Consider the following 21,797-nt stretch of genomic DNA (forward strand, 5'->3'; position numbering starts at 1 on the left):
GTTTCAACCAGTTGGGCTGTTTCGGGCGGTCTTGCTGTACGGCGAATCAGTTGCATGCTGAGGGCGTGGTTGTCTGCTGCAGAACCCGGTTCTGCGGTCGGGGCGAGCTGGCACAGTCATTAATGCTACGATCCGGCGGCGAGCAGAATCGTATACGCTCCCCTGAAAGCCGCTCGACAAAGGTCTTTTCATGCCCAAATCCCGCAATACCCGCAAAAGACGGAAATCGAAGACATCAAAAGCCCGCCGCAGGCCATCTTCTGCGGCTCCACCACCGCGCATGGTCACCGAGAGTCTGTTTCACCAGATGGGGCTGGGCGGGGTTGGCCAGTCGGATGGTGAGCGCGATGCGCAGGCGCTGGTTTTCGAGGCCTGGGAGACTCCCGATCCCCCGCGAGCGGGCGGCCCGTGCCCGCAAGGCGCTGGAGCTTTGGCCCGATTGCGCCGATGCCTGGGTGATTCTGGCCCAGGATATGGCGGATACGCTGCTTGAAGCCCACGAATTCTGCGCAGAAGGTGTGTCGGCCGGTGAGCGGGCGCTGGGCAAGGCGGTTTTCGAAGAGGATGTTGGTCACTTCTGGGGCATTCTGGAAACCCGTCCGTACATGCGCGCGCGGCTCGGCCCGCCGTTCAGCGACTACGTCGCATGGATGAAGCCGTCCGTACATGCGCGCGCGGCTCGGCCTGGCGCAAGCGGAATGGGACAGGGTGCCGGCGCGCGAGCCGGGCGATCGGAAAAGCCGGGGAACGCTCGAGCGCCACCAGATCACCCGGATCATGGAGACGCTGGCCCGGCAAAGCGGTGATGTCGAGGCCGAGGTCGCGATCCTCGCGCACGACCTGTCCACGCCTTCTGCGTTTGTGAACATCGTAGAACGCTACAGAGCGGCACGCCGCTACAACTCGGCCCTGGAGTGGGCCGAGAAGGGCGTCAGCGCTTTCCCGGAGCGTGTCGACGGTCGGCTCTACGAGTTGCTGGCCAACGAGTACCATCGCAGCCGCCGGCACGACGAGGCGATGACGCTGGCCTGGGCCGTGTACGCCGATTCGCCGATGCTGGAGACCTATCGCCAGCTCAAGCGCCACGCCGACAAAAGCGGGCAGTGGCCGGCCTGGCGTCCGAAGGCGCTGGACTTTCTGCGAAAGACCATCGATGAGGAGCGGCGCAACACCGGCGGCAAGGAGCGGACATGGTTTTCTCCCGTCCACAACGGCGAGCTGGTTCGTATCCTGCTGTGAGAATATGATATCGATGGCGCCTGGCAGGAAGCCCGCAAGCGAGGCTGTACGGAGTCGCTGTGGCTGGAGCTCGCCGCCCGGCGGGAGCGCGCTTGCCCCGAGGATGCCTTACCCATCTACCAGCGCCAGATCGAACCGGCCCTGAGCCAGAAGAACAACGATGCATACGGCCGGGCCGTTCATTATCTGGACAAGGTGAGAGTGTTGATGAGACACCTCGACCGAAACGATGAGTTTGCCGATTTTCTGGAACGCATTCGCGCCGAGCATTGGCGCAAGCGCAATTTCATGAAACTCCTGGATGCGCGGCGTTGGTCATGAGAGATGGGGTCTATTGGCCAGTACAACCACCACCACGACGCGGCATGGTCTGCAGGCGCTCGGTGAGCTCTGCGAGATCGCTCATCGCCTCTAACCTCTGACGCACGGTCATGGACTGGACGCGACGCAACTGTTCGCGGCGGCTGCCCTCGAATGTGGTTTTCCGCCAGTCGACAGGCCGCTTTTGCCTACTGATGATTGCCTGACTCCTGCAGCTGTCTCAAGTGCTGAATGTCGTCGAGGTCCCGGGGTTGGTCGTGACAAGGGACTACTGGAGCTGCGACAGTTTCTCGACCTGACTCGACAGTTCGGCCACCTTGCTCCGGTGCTCTTCCAGGCGCTGGCGTTCCTTGTCGACCACTTCGGCCGGGGCGTTGTCGACGAAGCGTTCGTTGGCGAGTTTCTTCTCGGCCTGGGTCAGGCCCTTTTGTTCGCGTTCGAGCTGCTTGTTGAGGCGGGCCAGTTCCTCGCCGATGTCGACCAGGCCGGCCAGGGGAATGAGCAGGCGCAGGTTGCCGGCGAGCGCGACGGCGCTATCGGCGCTGTCGCGTTCGTCGGCCACGCGCTCGATCGATTCGATTCGAGCCAGGCGCTGGATCAGGGCGCCGAAGCGCTGCAGGCGCTCGTGGTCGTCGTCGGTGCCGAGCTGGACCACCAGCGGCATCGGCTTGCCCGGGGCCAGGCCCAGTTCGGTGCGCGCCGAGCGGATGGCCGAGATCACGGTCTTGAGCCATTCGGCGTCACGCTCCGCGGCTTCGTCGATGTCACCGGCCTGGGGCCAGCGCGTCGCCATGATGGTGTCGGCTTCGCTGCCGGCGGGCACGCGCACGCGCTGCCAGATCTCCTCGGTAATGAAAGGCACGAAGGGGTGGAGCAGCCTGAGCGTGATCTCGAGCACGCTCGCCAGGGTGTAGCGGGTGGCGCGGGCGGTCGCCTCGTCGGCGTCGTCGGCAAGCGCGGGCTTGGCCAGTTCCAGGTACCAGTCGCAGAACTCGTGCCAGACGAATTCATAGAGTGTTTTGGCGGCCAGGTCGAAGCGGTAGTCGGCCAGCGCGGCGTCGACTTCATTGATCGTGCGGCCAAGCGCCGAGCGGATCCAGCGCGAGAGCACGTCGTAGTCGCTTTCGGCCGGCACCGGCAGGGTCTGTTCGCCGGTATTCATCAGGGTAAAGCGCGCGGCGTTCCAGAGCTTATTGAGGAAATTGCGGTAGCCCTCGCAGCGGCCCAGGTCGAACTTGATGTCGCGGCCGTGGCCGGCCAGTGCGGTGAAGGTGAAGCGCAGGGCGTCGGCACCGAAGGCCGGGATGCCGTCGGGGTACTCATCGCGCGTGGCCTTTGCGATTGCCCTGGCCTTGTCGGGCTGCATCAGGGCGCGGGTGCGCTTTTCGACCAGGGCCTCGAGATCGATCCCGTCGATCAGGTCGATCGGGTCGAGCACGTTGCCCTTGGACTTCGACATCTTCTGGCCGTCGCGGTCGCGGATCAGGCCGGTGATGTAGACCTGCTCGAAAGGCACCTTGCCGGTGAAGTGTTTCGTCATCATAATCATTCTTGCGACCCAGAAGAAGATGATGTCGAAGCCGGTGATCAGCACCGAGCTGGGCAGGTAGCGCTCGAAGCCTTCCGATTGCATTCTGTCTTCGTCGGGCCAGCCCAGGGTGGAATGCGCCCACAGGGCCGACGAGAACCAGGTCTCGAGCACGTCCTCGTCGCGGGTCAGCTCTACCGTGTCGGTCAGTTCATTGCTCTCGCGAACCTCGTCTTCACTGCGACCGACGTAGATGTTGCCCTGTGCGTCGTACCAGGCCGGAATGCGGTGGCCCCACCACAACTGGCGCGAGATGCACCAGTCCTGCAGGTTTTCCATCCAGTGTCGGTAGGTGTTGATCCAGTTGCCGGGCACGAACTCGATCTCGCCGGATTCGACCGCATCCAGACCGATCTTTCCGAGCTCGTCCATCTTCACGAACCACTGGTCGGTCAGGAACGGCTCGATGATCTGTCCCGAGCGATCGCCGCGGGGCACCATCAGGGTGTGCGGTTTCTCCTCGACCAGCAGGTTCTGCGCCTTCAGGTCTTCGATCACCCGCTTTCGGGCTTCGAAGCGGTCGAGGCCGCGGTAGGCTGCCGGCGCGTTGGCGTTGATCTCGGCCGTGGGCGTGAAGATGTTGATCGGCTCGAAGCCGTGACGGTTGCCGACTTCCCAGTCGTTGAAGTCGTGCGCCGGGGTAATCTTGACGCAGCCGGTGCCGAATTCCATGTCGACGTAGTCGTCGGCCACCACCGGAATCTCGCGCCCGGTCAGCGGCAGTTGAACGGTTTTGCTGACCAGGTCGGCGTAGCGCGCGTCGTTGGGATGCACGGCCACGCAGACGTCGCCGAGCAGGGTTTCCGGGCGCGTGGTCGCGACGATCACGTCGCCCTCGCCATCGGTTCTCGGGTAGCGGATCGACCACAGCTTGCCCTGTTCTTCGCTGCTGACGACTTCCAGGTCCGAGATGGCGGTCTGGAGCACGGGATCCCAGTTGACCAGGCGCGGGCCGCGGTAGATCTTGCCTTCCTCGTACAGGCGCACGAAGGTCTCGATGACGGCTTCGGACAGGTCCGGGTTCATGGTGAAGCGCTCGCGCGACCAGTCGCATGATGCGCCCAGGCGGCGCATCTGCGAGGTGATGGTCGAACCGGAATGCTCCTTCCAGTCCCAGACCTTGTCGATGAATTCATCGCGCGTGTAATCGTCGCGCTTGCCGCCTTCGGCCTCGATCTGGCGGGTGACCACCATCTCGGTGGCGATACCGGCATGGTCGACGCCCACCTGCCACAGGGTGTCGCGCCCTTGCAGGCGCTTATAGCGAATCAGCGCGTCCATCAGCGTGTGCTGGAAAGCGTGCCCCATGTGCAGCGTGCCGGTGACGTTCGGGGGCGGCAGCAGGATGGTGAACGGCTCGCCCTCGCGGGAGGGTTTGAAGCAGCCTTTTTCTTCCCAGTAGGGGTACCAGCGTTGTTCGATGGCTTCGGGGTTATAGGATTTGTCCATGATGATCGGGTTTTCGGTCGGCGGTGGCGAAGGATCTGCTGGGTTACGGGTTACGGGTTACGGGTTACGCACGGCAGAAGGCGACTGTTCTTCGGTCGCGTGTTTTTCCGTAAACCTTAAACCGTAAACCGTCATTTCAAAACATGGTGCTGCAACTCCGCCCCCCGCTGCTTCCATGCCTTCCAGCGCTCGCGCAGCTTCTGCTTGAGCGACTCGTCCGGCGGCACGATTTCGAGGACGCGCTGGTAGCGGCCTTCTGGCAGGGGGGAGGCGGGGTCCAGGTTGATCAGGAGGTCTGCTTCCTCGGGTGCATCTTCCAGCAGCCGGATCGGCGCCTTCGTTCCGCCGCGCTCGTGCGGCAGGAAACGGCCATCGGGCTGTGTCCACAGCTGTTCGTCGAGCTGGGCCAGATCATCGGCGCTGCCGACCACGGCGATATCACGCGTCGCCGGCCAGGCCCTGGAGACCAGGACCCGGGCGACAAACAGCGGATCGGTGAACCGCCCGCTCATTTCATAGAAGTCGACCCTCATGGTTCAGACAAGTCTCTGGCACGCGAACGACGCAAGGCGTGAACCCGGCTTACTGGTCTCTGTCTTCCACCAAGAGCGCGCGGCCGTCGCGCACGCTCGAACTTTCCTGAAAAACAGTTCATTTTTCTTTGCGGCCCCGGCGCCTTTACGAGCATTCAACCGGCACAAGCCCTGGCCGAAGTCGCCACCGCCGGGGACGCGCCATTAGCCGAGCGCATCCCAACCGCCGGCGCGATTGACCAGCCAGTCGACCAGCATGCTCACCGGGCGGCCGGTCGCCGATTCAGGCTTGCCCCACTGCCAGGCGCTGCCTGCGATGTCGATATGCGCCCAGCGCTGGTCATCGGCAAAACGCGACAGGAAACAGCCGGCCGTGATCGAGCCGGCCGGCATGCCGCCGACATTCTTCATGTCGGCAAACGGCGAGTCGATCTGCTCCTGGTAGTCGTCCCACAGCGGCAAACGCCAGCTGCGATCGGCCGAGGCTTGCCCGGCCGTGAGCAGTTCCTCGGCCAGCGCATCGTCCGTGGTCATGACCGCGCTGGCGTGATGGCCGAGTGCGATCACGCAGGCGCCGGTCAGGGTGGCCAGGTCGACCGTGGTCTGGGGCTGGAGGTTCTTCCCGGTCCAGGTCAGGGCATCGGCCAGAATCATGCGGCCTTCGGCGTCGGTATTGTGCACCTCGATGGTCTTGCCGTTCATGGCGGTGATGACGTCGCCCGGTCGGTAGGCCCTGCCGTCGGGCATGTTCTCGACCGCGGCGACCACGCCCTCGATGTTCAACGGCAGCTTCAGCCGGGCCACGGCCTCCATGGCGCCGATGGTGGCGGCCGCGCCGCCCATGTCGAACTTCATCTGTTCCATCAGATCACGCGGCTTGATCGAGATGCCGCCGGTATCAAAGGTCACGCCCTTGCCGACCATCGCTACCGGCGCGTCATCCTGCGAGCCGCCCTTCCAGCTCAGGCGAATCAGGCGCGGGCGGTTGGCGCTGCCGTCGGCAACGGCCATCAGGGCGTTCATGCCCAGCGAACGCATCTCGTCTTCCTCGAGGATTTCCACGTCCAGCCGGTCATGCTCTGCGGCCAGCTCGCGGGCGGTCTCGGCCAGGCAGGCCGGCGTGCAGATATTGGGAGGCAGGTCGGCCAGCTCGCGGGCGCGCTGGACCCCGGCGGCAATGGCGGTGGCCAGGGCCAGCTGCCGGTCGCGGTCTTCTCCGGCCGGAAAGCTGATCGTTTCGGTCGGTGGTGCGGCGTCGTCGGCCGGCTTCTTGGTCGCACTGTAGACATAGTCGGCGTAGGCCAGTGCAACGGCCGCCTGGCGCACCGCCCAGCGCGTGTCGCTGTCGATGACCTCAGCTTCCGCCATCCGGCAGTGCGCGCTGCGCGCCTGCGATTTGCGCAGCGCCTTGCCGGCGGCCTTGACCGCCTTGTCGAAGGCGGCCCGGTCGAGCTTCTGCGCCTTGCCCATACCGGCCAGCAGCAGGCGGCGTGCGGCCATGCCGGGGACCGCGTGCAACAGCAGGGTCCGCCCGACCTTCAGCGGTAGTTCACCGCTGTCGCGCAATCGCGCGAGCAGCCCGCCGGATGCCTGGTCAAGGGCCTGCAAGCTTTCGCTGAATGGCTGGTCCTCGAACAGGCCGACGAGCAGGCAGTCGCAATCAACCTCGCCTATGCCGTTGGTGGTGGTTGTAAACTCCATGCTATGAAATCCTGTCGAATGAGCTCGAATGATGATGAGCCGGCATTGTACCCGGCCCCACCGCGAAGCTGAATGCTGATCCTGGCACGCTACCTGCTGCGCCACGGCCTGTCGGCCAGCCTGATGAGTCTGGTGGTCTTTCTGGGCGTGGTCGGCGCGTTGTTTCTGGCCGAGCTCATGCGGGACGCCGCGCAGGGCGAACTGCCTGGCGCCAGTGTGATGCTGATGCTGGCGCTGCGCCTGCCGGAGGCCCTGATGCTGGTCGGGCCGCTGGCCTTGCTCACGGGCCTGCTGCTGGCGCTGGGTCGGTTGCAGGAAGACAGCGAGCTGATCGTGATTCGCAGCAGCGGGCTGTCATTTGGCCGGGTGCTGGCTCCGGTCATGCTGCTCGCCGCGCTATGGGCCGGTCTGCTGCTGGCGGTCTCCGGCTGGCTCTCGCCGCTGGCGGTGGAGCGCTCATCGGAGATCCTGGCTGAGGCAGCCCGAAGCGCCATTCAGGCCGGTCTGCGGGCCGGCCAGTTCGATCATCTCAATCAGGGTCGCACGACGGTCTACGTCAGCCGCATTGACCGCGAGGCGGAGACGTTTCATGACGTGTTCATACAACACCAGGAACAGGGATTTGTCGAGCTGCTGACAGCGCGCGAGGGACGATTGTGGCTCGATGAAGAGCAGACCGGACCGTATTTGCTGTTGCGCGAAGGCCACCAGGTCCAGCACGCTTCCAACCCGGCCGCGGGGCCGTTGCGGGAGATGCGCTTCGCGCGCAACGAGCTGCGCCTGCCGCCGCCGGAACCCGACATGAGCGACAGTGAAGCGACCGCCCGGCTGCCCGAGCTGTGGTCATCCGGGGCCCCCGAAGAGCGGCGGGAGTGGCATTGGCGCCTGGCAGCGCCGGTCGCGGCCTTTCTGCTGGGGCTGCTGGCGTTGCCGCTCGCCGGTCGCCAGCCGCGCCAGGGTCGGCATGGCAGTGTCGTGACTGCGCTGGTGATTTACCTGTTCTACAGCAACGCCGTGCACGCCGGTCTGATTCTGATGGAGCAGCACAATCGTCTGACCGGACCGGGCCTGTGGCCGGTACACCTGGCGCTGGGCGTGCTGGTGCTGTTTCTGCTTCAGCGCATGGAGAAAAACTGGTGATTGCCGGCATCCTCGGACGTTACGTGGGTCGTGCCGTACTCGCCGCGGTGCTGATTGTCGCCGTGCTGCTGGTCGGGCTGTATACCATCATCGAACTGGTCCGGGAGTCACGCGACCTGACCGGCGATTACGGGGTCGTCGAGATGCTGGTCTACCTTGCCCAGACGACGCCGAGCCGGCTGTACGATATTTTTCCGTTTGCCGTCCTGATCGGTACCCTGCTCGGCCTTGGCGGGCTGGCCGCAACCCGCGAACTGGTGGCCATGCGCGCGGCCGGCTTCGACCGCCGGCAGATTCTGATCAGCGTGCTGGCTGCGGTCGGGCTGTGCCTGGCGGTGCTGTTTGTCGTCAGCGAAACCCTGCTGCCGCAGCTCGAAGCCCGCGCCAGCGCCGAGCGGGATCAAGCGCGCAGTGGTCAGGTGCGTCTCGGTCGCTATGGCGCCCTGTGGCTGCGCGACGGTCACCTGATGCTGCGGATTGACTATTCGTCCTGGTCGGCTCGCGAGACGCCGGAATTCAGCCAGCTGTTGATCTATCGTCTGGACGATGCCATGCGGCCACTGCAGATTCTGACTGCCGGGACAGCCAGCCATGATGGCTCGCGCTGGCGGCTGAGCGACGTGGCCGCGCGAACCATCGACGGCAGCGAGCCGCCCGAACAGCACGCGCAGCTCGTGCTGGAGTCGACGCTGAGCTACGATCTGTTTTCGTCCGCGGTGACCCGGCCGCGCATGCTGGCCATCGCCGATCTGATCGACATGATCAAGCTGCTTGGCGCCAACGAACTCAATACCGAACCTTATCGCCAGGCGCTGTGGAATCGTCTGTTCTATCCGCTCAACGTGCTGGCCATGATCCTGATCAGCCTGCCGTTCGCCTTTGGTGGTGCGCGGCATGGTGGGCGTGGCTTGAGTCTGCTGGCGGGCGTGAGCCTGGGGTTGATGTTTTTTGTGGTCAGCCGTCTGGTGCGCGGCGCGGCACTGCTCTGGCCGGGACCGCTGTGGCTGCTGATGCTGATGCCGGCACTGCTGTTCGGACTGCTGGGTCTGGTGCTGCTCAGGCGGCTTTAGCAGCGGGGTACGCTACCCGGCCCGTTTGCCACGATCAGGCGCGAGTTCGACAAGCGGTCGTGCCAGGTCAATCGCTTTGGGTCAATCAGGCTCCAGGCAAAGCCCAGCCCGAGTGCCAGCGCAGAAAAGATGGCGGCGATAAAGCGAATCGCGCTGTCGCCCCAGCCAAAAGGTGGCGTATCGGCAACCAGACGGATTCGCCAGGCACGCATGCCGAGCGTCTGGCCGCCGCTGCGCCAGCAGACCGCGAAATACAGCCACCAGGCCACCAGCAGATAAAGCTGGAACGCGGGGTGGCCGGCGCGAATACCGGTGCCTGACGGAATCACCACGATCGCTGCAGCCACCATCAGCAGGCCGGTGACCAGCAGCGCGTCATAGCTCATGGCGGCCAGTCGCCGCCACAGCGGGCAGCCCGACACGGGCTCACGGGACACTTTTTTTTTCATTTTTTTTTCGGTTAAGGTTTGACGACAGCCCCCGATACAGGTAGGTTCCGCATTCCGGCAATCGGCTCGGACGCCGCGACCTTTCAATTCGCGAGTCTGCGCGGTATTCTATTCCGATTACTGGCGGGTACATACCAGGTCGAACCAAAACACGAATTCTCAAGCATAGCGGATACGACAATGTCACAATCATCAACCTTTCTTGCACGCCTCGCGGTCGCACCCGGCATTCTGATGGCGGTTGCGGTGCAGGCCCAGGTGCTCGATCGCAGTATCGAGACCGAGAACCGGATCAATCGCCAGGTGGCTCAGGCGCAGGAGCAGATCAATCAGGTCGACGAGGAAACACAGCAGCTGATTGACGAGTATCGTCGCGTGATCAGCGAGACCGAGAGCCTGCGCGCCTACAACCAGCAGATGCAGGCTATCGTTGACAATCAGGAAGAGGAGATCGCCTCGATCAACCAGCAGCTCGATGGCCTTGAGGCCACCAATCGGGATGTTGTGCCGTTGATGATCGAGATGGCCGAGACGCTGGGTCAGCTGGTGCGTGCCGATCTGCCTTTCCGGCTGGACGAGCGCATCAACCGGGCCGACAGCATTGTTGACACGCTGGACCGATCGGATATCACGAATTCGGAAAAGTATCGCCTGATCCTCGAGGCCTATCAGGCCGAAATGGAATATGGGCGGACCATGGAGGCCTACCAAAGCGCGCTTCCCAACGGCCAGCAGGTCGAGTTCCTGAGAGTGGGCCGAACGCTGTTGTTCTGGCAGTCGCTCGACGGCCAGACGACCGGCTGGTGGAACCCGAACAATCGCCAGTTCGAGCAGCTCGAGGACCGCTATCGCCTGCCGGTCAGTGACGGCCTGGCGATCGCCCGCAACCAGGTGGCGCCGGATCTCATCCGCTTGCCCGTGCCCGCACCGGAGAGTGAATAATGATTAACCGAAGGATTCTTTTCGCCGTGCTGGCGCTGGTCGCGCCACTGAGCGCGACCGCTCAGTCCACGCTTGACGAACTGCTGCAGCAGGTCCAGCAGGCCGCGCAGGAAGAGCAGCGCATCGATCAGGAGCGGCTTCAGCGCTTCATCCGTGAACGCAACAATCAGCGGCAGCTTCTGGCCGAAGCCCGTCAACAGCTGCGTGCCGAAGAAGATCGCTCTGATCGTTTGCGCGTGGCCTTCGAGGAGAATGAACTCGAACTGGTCGAACTCGAAACCGTTCTTGACGAGCGCATGGGTAACCTGGGTGAGTTGTTCGGGGTGGTGCGTCAGGTCGCCGGTGATACCCGGGGCAACATCGAGGATTCGATGGTCAGTGCCCAGCTGCCGGGGCGTGGCGAGTTCCTGGGCGAGCTTGCCGAGCGTCGCCAGCTGCCGACGGTGCAGGAGCTTCGGCGCATGTGGTACGAGATGGTGCGCGAAATCGCGCAGTCGGGCAAAGTGGTGAAGTTCAACGCCGACATGATCAACGCCGACGGCGTGCTGGAAGAAAACCGTGAAATCGTTCGGGTTGGCGTGTTCAACGTCGTTTCGAACGGTCATTTTCTGCGGTGGGACGGTAGCCAGGGACTGCTGATCGAGCTGCCGCGGCAGCCGGCTTCCCGCTTCCAGGGCATGGCCCGTGATCTGCAGGACGCGCAGCCCGGTGAGGTGGTTGATATGGCCATCGACGGTACCCGCGGCGCGATCCTGGCCCAGGTGGTGCGGGCGCCGACGCTCGGCGAGCGTATCCGTCAGGGTGCCGAGGTTGGCTACGTGATCATTGCGCTGGGCATTTTTGGCGTGCTGTTCTCGATCTGGCGTGGCGTTGTGCTGGCGCTCAAGGGTAACGCCATCAAGCGCCAGCTCAAGCGTGACGAGGCCGACCAGGGCAATGCGCTTGGTCGCGTGCTCAAGGTCTACCAGGACAACCCCGATCAGGACGTCGAAACCCTCGAGCTCAAGCTCGACGAGGCGATCCTGCGCGAGACCGCGCCGCTGGAATCCGGGCTGCCGCTGATCAAGGTGCTCTATGTCGTTGCGCCGCTGATCGGTCTGCTCGGCACCGTCGTGGGCATGATCGTCACGTTCCAGCAGATTACGCTGTTCGGTACCGGTGACCCGCGCATGATGGCCAGCGGTATTTCAATGGCCCTGATCACGACCGTGCTGGGTCTGTGCGTTGCCATTCCGCTGACGATCATCCACAGTCTGCTGCAAAGCCGCAGCCGCTCGCTGATCCAGATTCTGGAAGAGCAGGCCGCCGGTATCATTGCACGCCTCGCAGAGCGTCGTCATGGTAGCGCTGACTAGTTTTTTCGAAGCAATACGCGGCTTCATCGAGCTCGGCGGGGATGTCCTGTGGGCCATCCTTGTCGTGTTGCTGATGATGTGGACGCTGATTATCGAGCGCTACTGGTATTTTTTCCGGGTGTTGCCCCAGCGTCGGCGGGAAATCGTCAACGCCTGGCGTGAACGCAGCGAAAGCCAGTCCTGGTACGCCGGACGCATTCGCGAGGAAATGATCAGCCAGCTTTCGCTGGAGATGAAGCGTAACGTACCCACGATCCAGACCCTGATTGCAGTCTGTCCGCTGCTGGGCTTGCTGGGCACCGTTACCGGCATGGTGGCGGTGTTCGACGTCATGGCCTTTTTTGGCACCGGCAATGCCCGGGCCATGGCCGCTGGCGTTTCCCAGGCAACCATCCCGACCATGGCCGGCATGGTGGCGGCGCTTTCCGGGCTTTATTTTGGTTCTCATCTCGAGCGCAAATCGGAAATCGAGTCCGAACGGCTCGAGGATCTGTTGCGTTTCGAATAGCGCTGCGCTGCATTTACACAGGTTCAGGAAATGGCCCGACAACACGCGACCAAGGACGAGCCCGAAATCAACATCACGCCGATGCTTGATATCGTGTTTATCATGCTGATTTTCTTCATTGTCACGACGTCATTCATCCGCGAGACCGGGGTTGAGGTGAACAAGCCCACGGCGCTGACTGCGGAACCCAGGCCGCAGGGCAATGTTCTAATTGCCATACGCGATAATGACGAGATCTGGATGAATCGCCAGAACATCGAGTTGCACGAAGTCAAGACCCAGGTGGAGCGTGCCCGTGCCGAGAACCCTGAAAGCGCGGTTGTCCTGATCGCTGATCGCGGTTCGCGAACGGGCATGCTCGTCGAGGTCATGGATCAGGTCCAGGCTGCCGGCATCTCGCGAATATCGATCTCGGCCGAAGAAGATGGCGGGAGGTAGTCAATGAGTCCTGGCGTACGCTATGCGGTTGCGGTTGTGCTGGCAGTGATCGTCACGCTGGTCACGTTCTATGTCATGCATATGCTGATATCGGGAACGCGCGGCGATCCGGAGCAGCTCGAACCACCGCCGGGAATCCGGTTCGGCCCGGTCGAAATCGACGATCGCGTCGAGCGCCGCGATCGTCGCCGGCCGCCGCCGCCGCCGCCTCCTGAAACGCCACCGCCTCCGCCTGAGATGGAAATTTCGCAAGTCGATCAGCAGGTGCAGGACATGCCTAATCTGGATCTGCCGCCGCTTGACGTGCCGACGACCGGCTCGGGACCCTTCCTGGGCTCGATGGCCCAGGTCGACCGCAACCAGGAAGGCGATATCGTGCCGCTGGTCAGGATTCAGCCGCAGTATCCGCGTGACGCCGCCATTGCCTCGATCGAGGGCTGGGTCAAGATCGAGTTCATTATTGATGAGACCGGATCGGTGCGTCAGCCGCGGGTGGTCGAAGCACGGCCGCCGCGCGTGTTCGATCGCGAGGCGATTCGCGCCATCCTGCGCTGGAAGTTCAAGCCGCGCGTGATTGACGGGCAGCCCGTGCAGCGCAGGGCAACTCAGGTCATTGAATTCTCGCTGGAAGACTCATGATCAATATCCTCAGACTGTTCGTGCTGGTGCTGGCCCTGTCAACGGCCGGCGCAGTCAATGCGCAGACTCGCGTGCAGGGCGTGGAATGCGGGGTTGAAAGAGAGGTGCAGGCCGGCGCCCTCACGGAGCGAACCTATAATCGTTTGACACGCATCTACGAGGAGATCGGCGAGGAAAAATACGCCGAGGCCTACGCCGGTTTGCAGGAGTTGCTGGAAAGCACGCGGCGCGATGATTACGAAAAAGCGACCATCTACCAGGCCATGGCCTACATCCGGGCTCAGCAGGAACGCTATCAGGAGGCCATCGATCTGTTCAAGCGTGCAATCGAGCTCGATCGCATGCCCAACAACCAGCATTTCGACATGGTCCTGCAGGTCGCTCAGCTCTATTACAGCATCGAGCGATACCGTGAAGCGCTTGACGAGCTCGACCTGTGGTTCTGCATGACACCGGATGACCAGAAGAACAAGGTCAATGTCTGGGTCATGAAAGCCAGCATCCATGCCCAGATCGAGGAGTTCCGGCAGGCGCTCGAGGCCATCGATCGGGCCATTGCACTTGCCGATGAGCCGCGAGAACAGTGGTACCAGCTCAAGCTGGGAATGCACTTCGAACTCAAGGAGTGGAACAACGCGGTCGGCGTCCTGAAAATACTGATCAACATGAATCCGACCCGCAAGGACTACTGGATTCAATTGTCCTCGGTGTACTCCGAGCTTGAACAGCAGCGTGACTCCATGGCCACCCTGGCCCTGGCGCATCGCAGGGGTTTGCTCGACCGCCAGTCGGAGTATCTGCAGCTGGCCAGCCTGCAGCAAGAATTTGACGCGCCCCGAAAAGCAGCAGAAGTGCTGCAGGAAGGTCTTGAGCAGGGCATTGTAGAAAGCACTCGCCGTAACTGGGAGATGACCGCCGGCGCCTGGTATGAGGCGCGCGAGCTTGATCGGGCGCTGGACGCCTATGAACAGGCCGGCGCGCAGTCCATGGACGGCAAGATCGATTTGCAGCGCGCCTATATCCTGGTCGACCTCGAGCGCTGGGACGAGGCCAAGGATGCGTTAAGCCGGGCACTTGAACTGGGCGGCTTGCGCGAAAGCCAGGTTGGCAACGCCTATCTTCTCCTGGGTAACGCCCACGCCAGCAGCGGCAACCTAGATGCTGCGCTGGATGCCTTTAACGAAGCCTTGAAATATGGCAGAGTAGAGCGGGCTGCCAGGGAATGGATCAACCACATCCAACAAGAAAGATCCCGGCAAGCCGGCAGTTAGCCAGGAATTGATAAGACCCAGGGAGGTCAACATCATGCAGATGAGCGAAGAAAGCAAGTTGGAACAACAAGCACCAGAGGACGGTGGCACTGCTTCGGGGTCCGGGGCCATGACTGCCGCACCTGACCAGGCCTCCAGGAAGAAAGCTTCCAAGAAGAAGGCCTCCAAGAAGAAGGCTTCCAAGAAGAAGGCGTCCAAGAAGAAGGCTTCCAAGAAGAAGGCGTCCAAGAAGAAGGCCTCCAAGAAGAAGGCGTCCAAGAAGAAGGCGTCCAAGAAGAAGGCGTCCAAGAAGAAGGCGTCCAAGAAGAAGGCGTCCAAGAAGAAGGCCTTCCAAGAAGAAGGCGTCCAAGAAGAAGGCGTCCAAGAAGAAGGCTTCCAAGAAGAAGGCTTCCAAGAAGAAGGCTTCCAAGAAGAAGGCTTCCAAGAAGAAGGCTTCCAAGAAGAAGGCTTCCAAGAAGAAGGCTTCCAAGAAGAAGGCTTCCAAGAAGAAGGCTTCCAAGAAGAAGGCTTCCAAGAAGAAGGCGTCCAAGAAGAAGAAGGCGTCTTACCGTGACGACAGTTTTGCGCGTATTGTTGCCGCGGTCGAGGAGCTGCGCGACGCAGTCAACGACCTGGCCGGCAGTGAGCTGCGTCATCGGCGTGAGGCGGTCGAAGATCTGCGAGCTGCGGCACGCGCCAAGATATCGGATCTCGAAACCGCCGCACAGCGCAGTCTGGCGCGCCTGACCGGCAAGGGTTGACGAAGCGATCCGCCCCCAGGGAAGCGGCAGGTGCCGCTTCCGACGGCCGCCCCGGCAATCGGATTGCGGTCCTGATTGACACTTTTCTCGATGCCGCCTGGGCCGAACGCGGCCTGGCGCAGGCAAGCCTGTCTGCGTATGAACAGGACCTGCGCTCATTTCTGAGCGCACCGGCAGAATGGCCGCAGTGCGCAGCTCGGGCCGCCGTGCTGGAGCGGCTGTCGCAGCGGATGCGCTCCGGGGCCAGCGTCAGCAGTATCGTGCGGCAGCTATCCTGCCTGCGCCAGTTTTTCGCCTGGGCGGTGCGCGAGGGTCATCTGGCCAAGGATCCGATGATTGACCTTGAGGGACCGCGCCGGCCGCTGAATCTACCCGGCACCCTGTCAAAGTCCGAGGTCGAGGCGCTGCTCGCTGCACCGAGCGGTGATTCGCCCCTGGATCTGCGTGACCGGGCGATGATTGAAACGCTTTATGCAACCGGAATGCGCGTGAGCGAAGCCGTCGAACTTCCACTGTCGCGCCTCAATCTTCTTCAGGGCGTCGTGCGCGTCCTGGGCAAGGGTGGTCGAGAACGGCTGGTTCCGGTTGGTGATGCGGCCCTGGTGGCCCTGGCCCGCTGGATCGATGTGGGCCGACCGCAGCTCAGGCCGCGTGGTGAGCAGGTTTTTGTCTCCCGCACCGGTCGTCCGTTGTCGCGCCAGGCGCTATGGCAGCGGATCCGCCTGCTGGCGCGGCAAGCCGGCGTGCAAACGCCGGTTCATCCGCATCGACTGCGCCATTCCTTTGCGACTCACCTGCTCGACAACGGTGCTGACTTGCGCGTGGTGCAAATGCTGCTGGGCCACGCAGATCTGGCAACGACCCAGATCTATACCCACGTATCGCGATCGCGCCTGCGCGATCTGCACGCCCGGCATCATCCGCGTGGTTGATCATGAATCGGGTGAAACTTGTGGCGGACGACGCGTTCCAACGACTGTCCGCGAGCTTGTCTGACGAGATCCAAATGAATGAACTTGCCAAGGAGAAACCAATGAGGGTGAATGTTTTGATGCTGGGCGCCGTTGCTGCGATTGCGCTGGCCAGCGGGGTGGTGGTCGCCGAGGACGCGGCGATCGAGGACCGGGTCCGCACGCTGGTGCCGCAGGTCAGTAATCTGGTCATTTCGGAAACACCGGTCCCCGGCGTGATGGAAGTCCGGATCAACAACGATATCGTCTACATGAGCGAAGACGGCCGCTATCTGATGCAGGGCCAGCTTATTGATCTTGAGACGCAAACCGACCTGACCGATGCAGCGAAGTCCTACCTGCGCCGCGAGCAACTGGCCGCGCTCGATCGTTCCAAGCTGGTCTCGTTCGGCCCGGAAGAGGCCGACTACGAGCTGCTGGTGTTTACCGATACCGATTGCGGCTATTGTCGGCGCCTGCATGACCAGATCGACGAATACGCCGCCCAGGGCATCCAGATCAATTACGCGGCCTTCCCGCGCGCCGGCGTCGGCTCGGATACCTTCAACACGATGGTGTCGGTGTGGTGTTCGGAAGATCGGCAGGAGGCCATGGATATTGCCAAGGCCGGCGGTCAGCCGCCCGAGGAGCAGTGCGACAGCCCGGTGGCCGAGCAGTACAATCTCGGCCGGTCGGTCGGAGTCACCGGGACGCCGTCCATGCTGACCTTCGACGGCGAGATGATTCCCGGCTACGTGCCGCCGCAGCAGCTGCGCGAGCGGCTCGACAGGATGCACGCCGCCCGCAACTGAGCTTTGCGCGCCATTTGGCGCGTGCGCCGCGGCCCGGTGCCGCGCCGACAGGCGCGGTCGCCTATAATGCCGACCGGGTGCTGCAGGGAGTTCCGCTGAGGTCATGATCGTCTTGCTGGGCAGGGCTGCGTTGCCGCCGTTTCGTCTGGCCCAGATTGCCGCGGCCGTTTCTGCCATCGAGCAGGTGCCGCTCGAGCTGGATGCGCGCGAGCTGATGCTGGTCGATGCGGACGATGTGCCGGACGGCGAAACGCTGTCGAGGCTGACGGCGCTGCTTTCGGCTGCGCCATGGGATCCGGCAAGGCTCAGCACCAATCAGCTGGCCGTGTTGCCGCGTCGCGGCACGGTGACCCCATGGTCGAGCAAAGCTGGCGACATCCTGACCCGCTGCGGCCTGAGCGCTTTTTCGCGCATCGAGCACGGCGTCTGTTTCGATATCGACGGAAAAACGGCCTGCGGGCTGTCGCCAGCCGCGCGTGGACTGCTGCACGACCGCATGACCCACGAAGTGGTCGAAAGCCTTGACGGCATCGACGACTGGTTTGCGCCGCGCACGGCCGAGCCATTGCGCACCATCGCGCTGGGGGAGTGCCCGCAGGCGGTGCTTGAACACGCCAACCGATCGCTCGGTCTGGCGCTCAACCGCGGTGAAATCGACTATCTGACCGAAGCCTATCGCGCCCTCGGTCGCGACCCCACCGACGCCGAGCTGATGATGTTCGCGCAGGCCAATTCAGAGCACTGCCGGCACAAGATCTTCAATGCTTCCTGGACCCTTGACGGCGAGCCACTCGAGGGATCGCTGTTCGATCTGATTCGTGCCACGCATCAGACCACGCCGCAAGGTACGCTGACCGCTTACGACGACAACGCCGCGGTCATCGAAGGCTTTGATGCCATGGCGCTGCTTAGTCGATTCGATGACCCGGTCTATCGCGAACACACCGACCGTGTTCACGTCCAGATCAAGGTTGAAACCCACAACCATCCGACCGCCATCTCGCCTGATCCCGGCGCGGCGACCGGCGCCGGCGGGGAGATTCGCGACGAATCGGCCACCGGCCGGGGCGCGCGACCGGTGGCCGCGCTGACCGGGTTCTCGGTGTCCGATTTGTGTCTGCCGGATGCTCCGCGCCCCTGGGAGGATGCGCCGCCGCCGCCCGAGCGCCTGGCACCGGCGTTGACCATCATGCGCGATGGCCCGATTGGCGCGGCACGCTTCAACAACGAATTCGGACGTCCGGCGTTACTCGGGTATTTCCGCACCTTCACGGCCCGGGTCGACGGGCGCTGGTGGGGCTACCACAAGCCGATCATGCTGGCCGGCGGCAGCGGCACGATCATGGACGATCAGATTCGCAAGCAGGCGCTCGCTGCCGGTGATCGCATCATTGTTCTCGGTGGCCCGGCCATGCTGATTGGTCTGGGTGGCGGAGCGGCGTCTTCCATGGGCGCAGGGCAGTCCGATGCCGAACTTGATTTCGCCTCGGTTCAGCGCGGCAATCCCGAAATGCAGCGCCGCTGCCAGGAGGTTATCGACCGTTGCTGGATGCAGGGTAACGACAACCCCATTCGCTCGATCCATGATGTCGGTGCCGGTGGTTTGTCCAACGCGATCCCGGAGCTGCTGCACGACGGCGGCGTCGGCGGCCATCTGCAGCTGCGAGAGATCCCGGCCAATGACCCGGGTCTGTCGCCCATGGCACTGTGGTGCAATGAGGCACAGGAGCGTTACGTGCTGGCCATTGCGCCGGAACGGCTCGGGCAATTCGCGGCCATCTGCCGCCGGGAGCGGTGCCCGTGGGCCGACCTCGGGCCCGCCACCGGGGATGGCCGCCTGCGGCTGGATGATCGTCAGGGCGATCGTGCGCCGGTCGACCTGCCGCTCGCGGTATTGCTGGGGCAACCGCCACGGCTGCATCGCCAGGCCGCGACCCGGCCCGTTGCGGCGGCTGACGACGGGCTGTCGTCGATGGACCTGGATGAGGCCATCGACCGCGTCCTGGCGCTGCCGGCAGTCGGCAGCAAACAGTTTCTGATCACCATTGGCGATCGGACCGTGGGCGGGCTGAGCGTTCGCGACCAGATGGTCGGTCCGCACCAGGTGCCGGTAGCCGACTGCGCCATCAGTCTGCTTGACTATCAGGGCGATGCCGGCTCGGCCATGGCCATTGGCGAGCGGACCCCGATTGCGGTCCACGATGCTGCGGCCGCCAGTCGTATGGCCATTGGTGAAGTCCTGACCAACCTCGCCGGTGTGGTTGTCCCGAACATCGAGCGCGTCAAGTTGTCGGCCAACTGGATGGCCGCAGCCGGGGCGCCGGGCCAGGACGCGGCCCTGCGCCGCGCAGTCGAGGCGGCCTCGGCATTGTGCCGTGAACTCGGGCTGGCAATACCGGTCGGCAAGGATTCACTGTCGATGCAGACCAGCTGGTCGAGGCCTTCGGGCGATCGGCAAATGACGGCTCCGGTTTCGCTGATCGTGTCGGCCTTTGCGCCGGTTGCCGATGTTCGCCGTCACTGCACGCCCCGGCTGCGCACGGATGCCGGTGAGACCGCGCTGGTCCTGCTCGACCTGGGTCGGCAACGCCTGGGTGGATCGGCGCTCGCCCGGGTCTTCAGTCGCGAGCTTGGCCCGCCACCCGATGTCGATGATGCCGCGGCACTGCGGCGCGCGTTCGAGCTTGTCCAGGGGCTGATTGCCGACGGGCGGGTGCTGGCCTGCCACGATCGCTCCGATGGGGGCCTGTATGCCTGCCTGCTGGAAATGGCCCTGGCCGGACACGTCGGTGTCAGCGTCGATCTGGGCGCCGGGGAGCCGCAGCCACTGTCGCTGCTGTTCAATGAGGAAATCGGCCTGGTGCTGCAGGTTCCGGTGTCCGAATCTGACTCGGTCGGCGCGATCTTCGAGGCGGCGGGCCTGGGTGATCGCCTGAGCCGAATCGGCCGCCTGGTCGAGGCGCCGGTGCTGGAGGTGCAGGCAGCCGGACGCATCATCAGTTGCCGCGATCTGGCCGAGCTGGCCGGACGCTGGGGCGAGACCAGCTACCGCATGCAGCGCCTGCGGGACCATCCCGATTGCGCCGAAGAGGAGTACGCTGCACTGCGCGACTGGCGCCGGCCGGGCCTGCGTCCGCGGCTGACGTTTGCGCCGCCGCCGGCAGCGCCCGCCGTGACCACCGGCCGGCCTCCCCGGGTGGCCGTACTGCGCGAACAGGGCGTCAACGGCCAGCGCGAGATGGCGGTCGCTTTCATGCGGGCCGGGTTCGAAGCCGTCGATGTGCACATGAGCGATCTGGAGCGCGGGACAGCACAGCTCCAGGCATTCCAGGGGCTGGTGGCCTGTGGCGGATTCTCCTTTGGCGACGTGCTCGGCGCCGGCCAGGGCTGGGCCCGGTCAATTCTGTTCAATCCGGCGCTGCGTGATCAGTTCCAAAGCTTCTTCGAGGCGTCCGATCGCTTCGCGCTGGGCGTGTGCAACGGCTGTCAGATGTTGTCGGCCTTGCGCGAGCTGATTCCCGGTACGGACGACTGGCCCTGGTTCGATGTCAACCGCTCGCGCCAGTTCGAGGCCCGCCTCAGCCTGGTCGCGATCGAGCCCGGTCCATCCCTGTTTTTCCGGGGCATGGCCGGTGCGCGCCTGCCGGTGGTGACCTCTCACGGCGAGGGCCGGGCGCGTTTCGAGCACGCCGATCCGCGCCAGGCACCGGTTGCAGTGCGCTACGTCGACGCCGATGGCCGGCCGGCCGAGCGCTATCCGGACAACCCCAACGGTTCGCCGCTGGGCGTGACCGGGTTGACCAGCACGACTGGTCGGGCGACGATCATGATGCCGCATCCGGAGCGCCTGCTGCGGACGCTGAATTTCTCATGGGCGCCGCCGGAGTGGGGCGAGATATCGCCGTGGATGCAGATGTTCCACAATGCGCGCGAGTGGCTGGCATGACACAAGACAGCAACGACAGCAACAAGCACGAGTCGCACTCGACCGAATCTGCCGGGACCGACACCGGTGGCGGCAACCCGATCAAGGAGATGTTCCTGCTGGCGGCCCTCTATCTGCCGCTGGGCTTTTTTTTGTGGTTTTTCATGGCCAGTGCGCTGATGTTCCCGGTCGGGCGCCTGGCCGAGCTGGCGCTGGTTGGCTTCTATCCCGATCTGTTCGAGCAGATTGTTCAGCTTGGCTTCCAGTTCGAGATCCAGACCCGCATCATCATGACGCAGCAGGTCGAGGGACAGACCGCCGCCCTCAATCTGGTCATCAATCCGATGATCTATGCCTGGGGCATGGCGCTTGTTTTCGGTCTGGTCATGGCCACACCGCTTTCCGGCAGGCAACGCCTGTTTCAGATTGTCGTCGGCATTGCCGTGCTGGTGCCGGTTGCCGCCTGGGGCGTATTCTGGGAGGCATGGCGCGACCTGGCTTTCCTGATGGGGGCCGAGGCGGCCGCTGCGGTGCGCTCCAGCGGGTTGTCGCCGTCGGTCATTGCGCTGTGTTACCAGCTCGGCTTTCTGGTGCTGCCGGGCGTCGTGCCAATTGCCGCCTGGATTCTCATGAATCGCGCTTTCATCGAACAGCAGGTCATTCGTCAGCGGCCGTGAAACGATGTCTTCCCGGCGCTGTCTGTAGGAAGCGAACCCGCCGCCGAGGG

17 protein-coding genes and 1 pseudogene are annotated in these 21,797 nt (G+C 63.6%); 14 read left to right on the forward strand and 4 right to left on the reverse strand.

The window, feature by feature from the left end:
- The first annotated feature begins 666 nt into the window (after positions 1-666).
- On the forward strand, positions 667-1,239 hold the full coding sequence (locus tag HND55_02870) for a hypothetical protein (GenBank protein QKK01690.1): 573 nt from the start codon (positions 667-669) through the stop codon (positions 1,237-1,239).
- A gap of 589 nt (positions 1,240-1,828) precedes the next feature.
- Here HND55_02870 and HND55_02875 read toward each other — a convergent pair.
- From HND55_02875 to HND55_02885, 3 genes are all read right to left on the reverse strand, one after another.
- A complete protein-coding gene (locus HND55_02875) occupies positions 1,829-4,597 on the reverse strand; it encodes a valine--tRNA ligase (GenBank protein QKK01691.1) in 2,769 nt (922 codons plus the stop codon).
- A gap of 131 nt (positions 4,598-4,728) precedes the next feature.
- Complete coding sequence (locus tag HND55_02880; protein ID QKK01692.1) at positions 4,729-5,130, reverse strand: DNA polymerase III subunit chi; 402 nt, start codon at positions 5,128-5,130, stop codon at positions 4,729-4,731.
- 204 nt (positions 5,131-5,334) lie between these two features.
- On the reverse strand, positions 5,335-6,831 hold the full coding sequence (locus tag HND55_02885) for a leucyl aminopeptidase (GenBank protein QKK01693.1): 1,497 nt from the start codon (positions 6,829-6,831) through the stop codon (positions 5,335-5,337).
- Between the two features lie 72 nt (positions 6,832-6,903).
- Here HND55_02885 and lptF point away from each other — a divergent pair, with 72 nt between their 5' ends.
- Both lptF and lptG read left to right on the forward strand, forming a co-directional pair.
- Positions 6,904-7,971: an LPS export ABC transporter permease LptF gene (lptF, locus tag HND55_02890; protein ID QKK01694.1), complete on the forward strand. Its 1,068-nt coding sequence runs from the start codon at positions 6,904-6,906 to the stop codon at positions 7,969-7,971.
- On the forward strand, positions 7,968-9,041 hold the full coding sequence (gene lptG, locus HND55_02895) for an LPS export ABC transporter permease LptG (GenBank protein ID QKK01695.1): 1,074 nt from the start codon (positions 7,968-7,970) through the stop codon (positions 9,039-9,041). The genes lptF and lptG overlap by 4 nt, the downstream gene beginning before the upstream one ends.
- On the opposite strand, the gene HND55_02900 is transcribed toward lptG, so the two are convergent.
- Complete coding sequence (locus HND55_02900; GenBank protein QKK01696.1) at positions 9,038-9,490, reverse strand: RDD family protein; 453 nt, start codon at positions 9,488-9,490, stop codon at positions 9,038-9,040. The two genes, lptG and HND55_02900, sit on opposite strands and share 4 nt — an antisense overlap.
- A 180-nt stretch (positions 9,491-9,670) precedes the next feature.
- Here HND55_02900 and HND55_02905 point away from each other — a divergent pair, with 180 nt between their 5' ends.
- The 11 genes and pseudogenes from HND55_02905 (at position 9,671) to HND55_02955 (ending at position 21,747) form a co-directional block, all read left to right on the forward strand.
- The gene (locus HND55_02905; GenBank protein QKK01697.1) at positions 9,671-10,432 is read left to right on the forward strand and encodes a DUF3450 domain-containing protein; all 762 of its coding nucleotides are present in this window, start codon (positions 9,671-9,673) and stop codon (positions 10,430-10,432) included.
- The gene (locus HND55_02910; protein QKK01698.1) at positions 10,432-11,787 is read left to right on the forward strand and encodes a MotA/TolQ/ExbB proton channel family protein; all 1,356 of its coding nucleotides are present in this window, start codon (positions 10,432-10,434) and stop codon (positions 11,785-11,787) included. Before HND55_02905 ends, HND55_02910 begins: the two co-directional genes overlap by 1 nt.
- A complete protein-coding gene (locus tag HND55_02915; protein QKK01699.1) occupies positions 11,771-12,295 on the forward strand; it encodes a MotA/TolQ/ExbB proton channel family protein in 525 nt (174 codons plus the stop codon). The genes HND55_02910 and HND55_02915 overlap by 17 nt, the downstream gene beginning before the upstream one ends.
- A 30-nt stretch (positions 12,296-12,325) precedes the next feature.
- Positions 12,326-12,733, forward strand: coding sequence for a biopolymer transporter ExbD (locus HND55_02920; GenBank protein ID QKK01700.1), 408 nt, complete (start codon positions 12,326-12,328; stop codon positions 12,731-12,733).
- A 3-nt stretch (positions 12,734-12,736) separates the two neighbouring features.
- Positions 12,737-13,372 (forward strand): energy transducer TonB, encoded by a 636-nt coding sequence (locus HND55_02925; GenBank protein QKK01701.1) that lies wholly within the window; start codon positions 12,737-12,739, stop codon positions 13,370-13,372.
- On the forward strand, positions 13,369-14,643 hold the full coding sequence (locus tag HND55_02930) for a tetratricopeptide repeat protein (protein ID QKK01702.1): 1,275 nt from the start codon (positions 13,369-13,371) through the stop codon (positions 14,641-14,643). Before HND55_02925 ends, HND55_02930 begins: the two co-directional genes overlap by 4 nt.
- Positions 14,644-14,677: 34 nt before the next feature.
- Positions 14,678-14,938, forward strand: a pseudogene (locus HND55_02935) (hypothetical protein).
- A 516-nt stretch (positions 14,939-15,454) separates the two neighbouring features.
- Positions 15,455-16,315, forward strand: coding sequence for a site-specific tyrosine recombinase XerD (xerD, locus tag HND55_02940; GenBank protein QKK03964.1), 861 nt, complete (start codon positions 15,455-15,457; stop codon positions 16,313-16,315).
- 74 nt (positions 16,316-16,389) lie between these two features.
- Positions 16,390-17,145, forward strand: a complete 756-nt coding sequence (locus HND55_02945) for a DsbC family protein (GenBank protein ID QKK01703.1) — start codon at positions 16,390-16,392, stop codon at positions 17,143-17,145.
- 103 nt (positions 17,146-17,248) lie between these two features.
- Positions 17,249-21,091: a phosphoribosylformylglycinamidine synthase gene (gene purL / locus HND55_02950; protein QKK01704.1), complete on the forward strand. Its 3,843-nt coding sequence runs from the start codon at positions 17,249-17,251 to the stop codon at positions 21,089-21,091.
- The gene (locus HND55_02955) at positions 21,088-21,747 is read left to right on the forward strand and encodes a hypothetical protein (GenBank protein ID QKK01705.1); all 660 of its coding nucleotides are present in this window, start codon (positions 21,088-21,090) and stop codon (positions 21,745-21,747) included. The genes purL and HND55_02955 overlap by 4 nt, the downstream gene beginning before the upstream one ends.
- The last annotated feature ends 50 nt before the right edge of the window (positions 21,748-21,797 follow it).

Source organism: Pseudomonadota bacterium, from assembly GCA_013285445.1.
In the GTDB taxonomy this organism is placed as follows: domain Bacteria; phylum Pseudomonadota; class Gammaproteobacteria; order Xanthomonadales; family Wenzhouxiangellaceae; genus Wenzhouxiangella.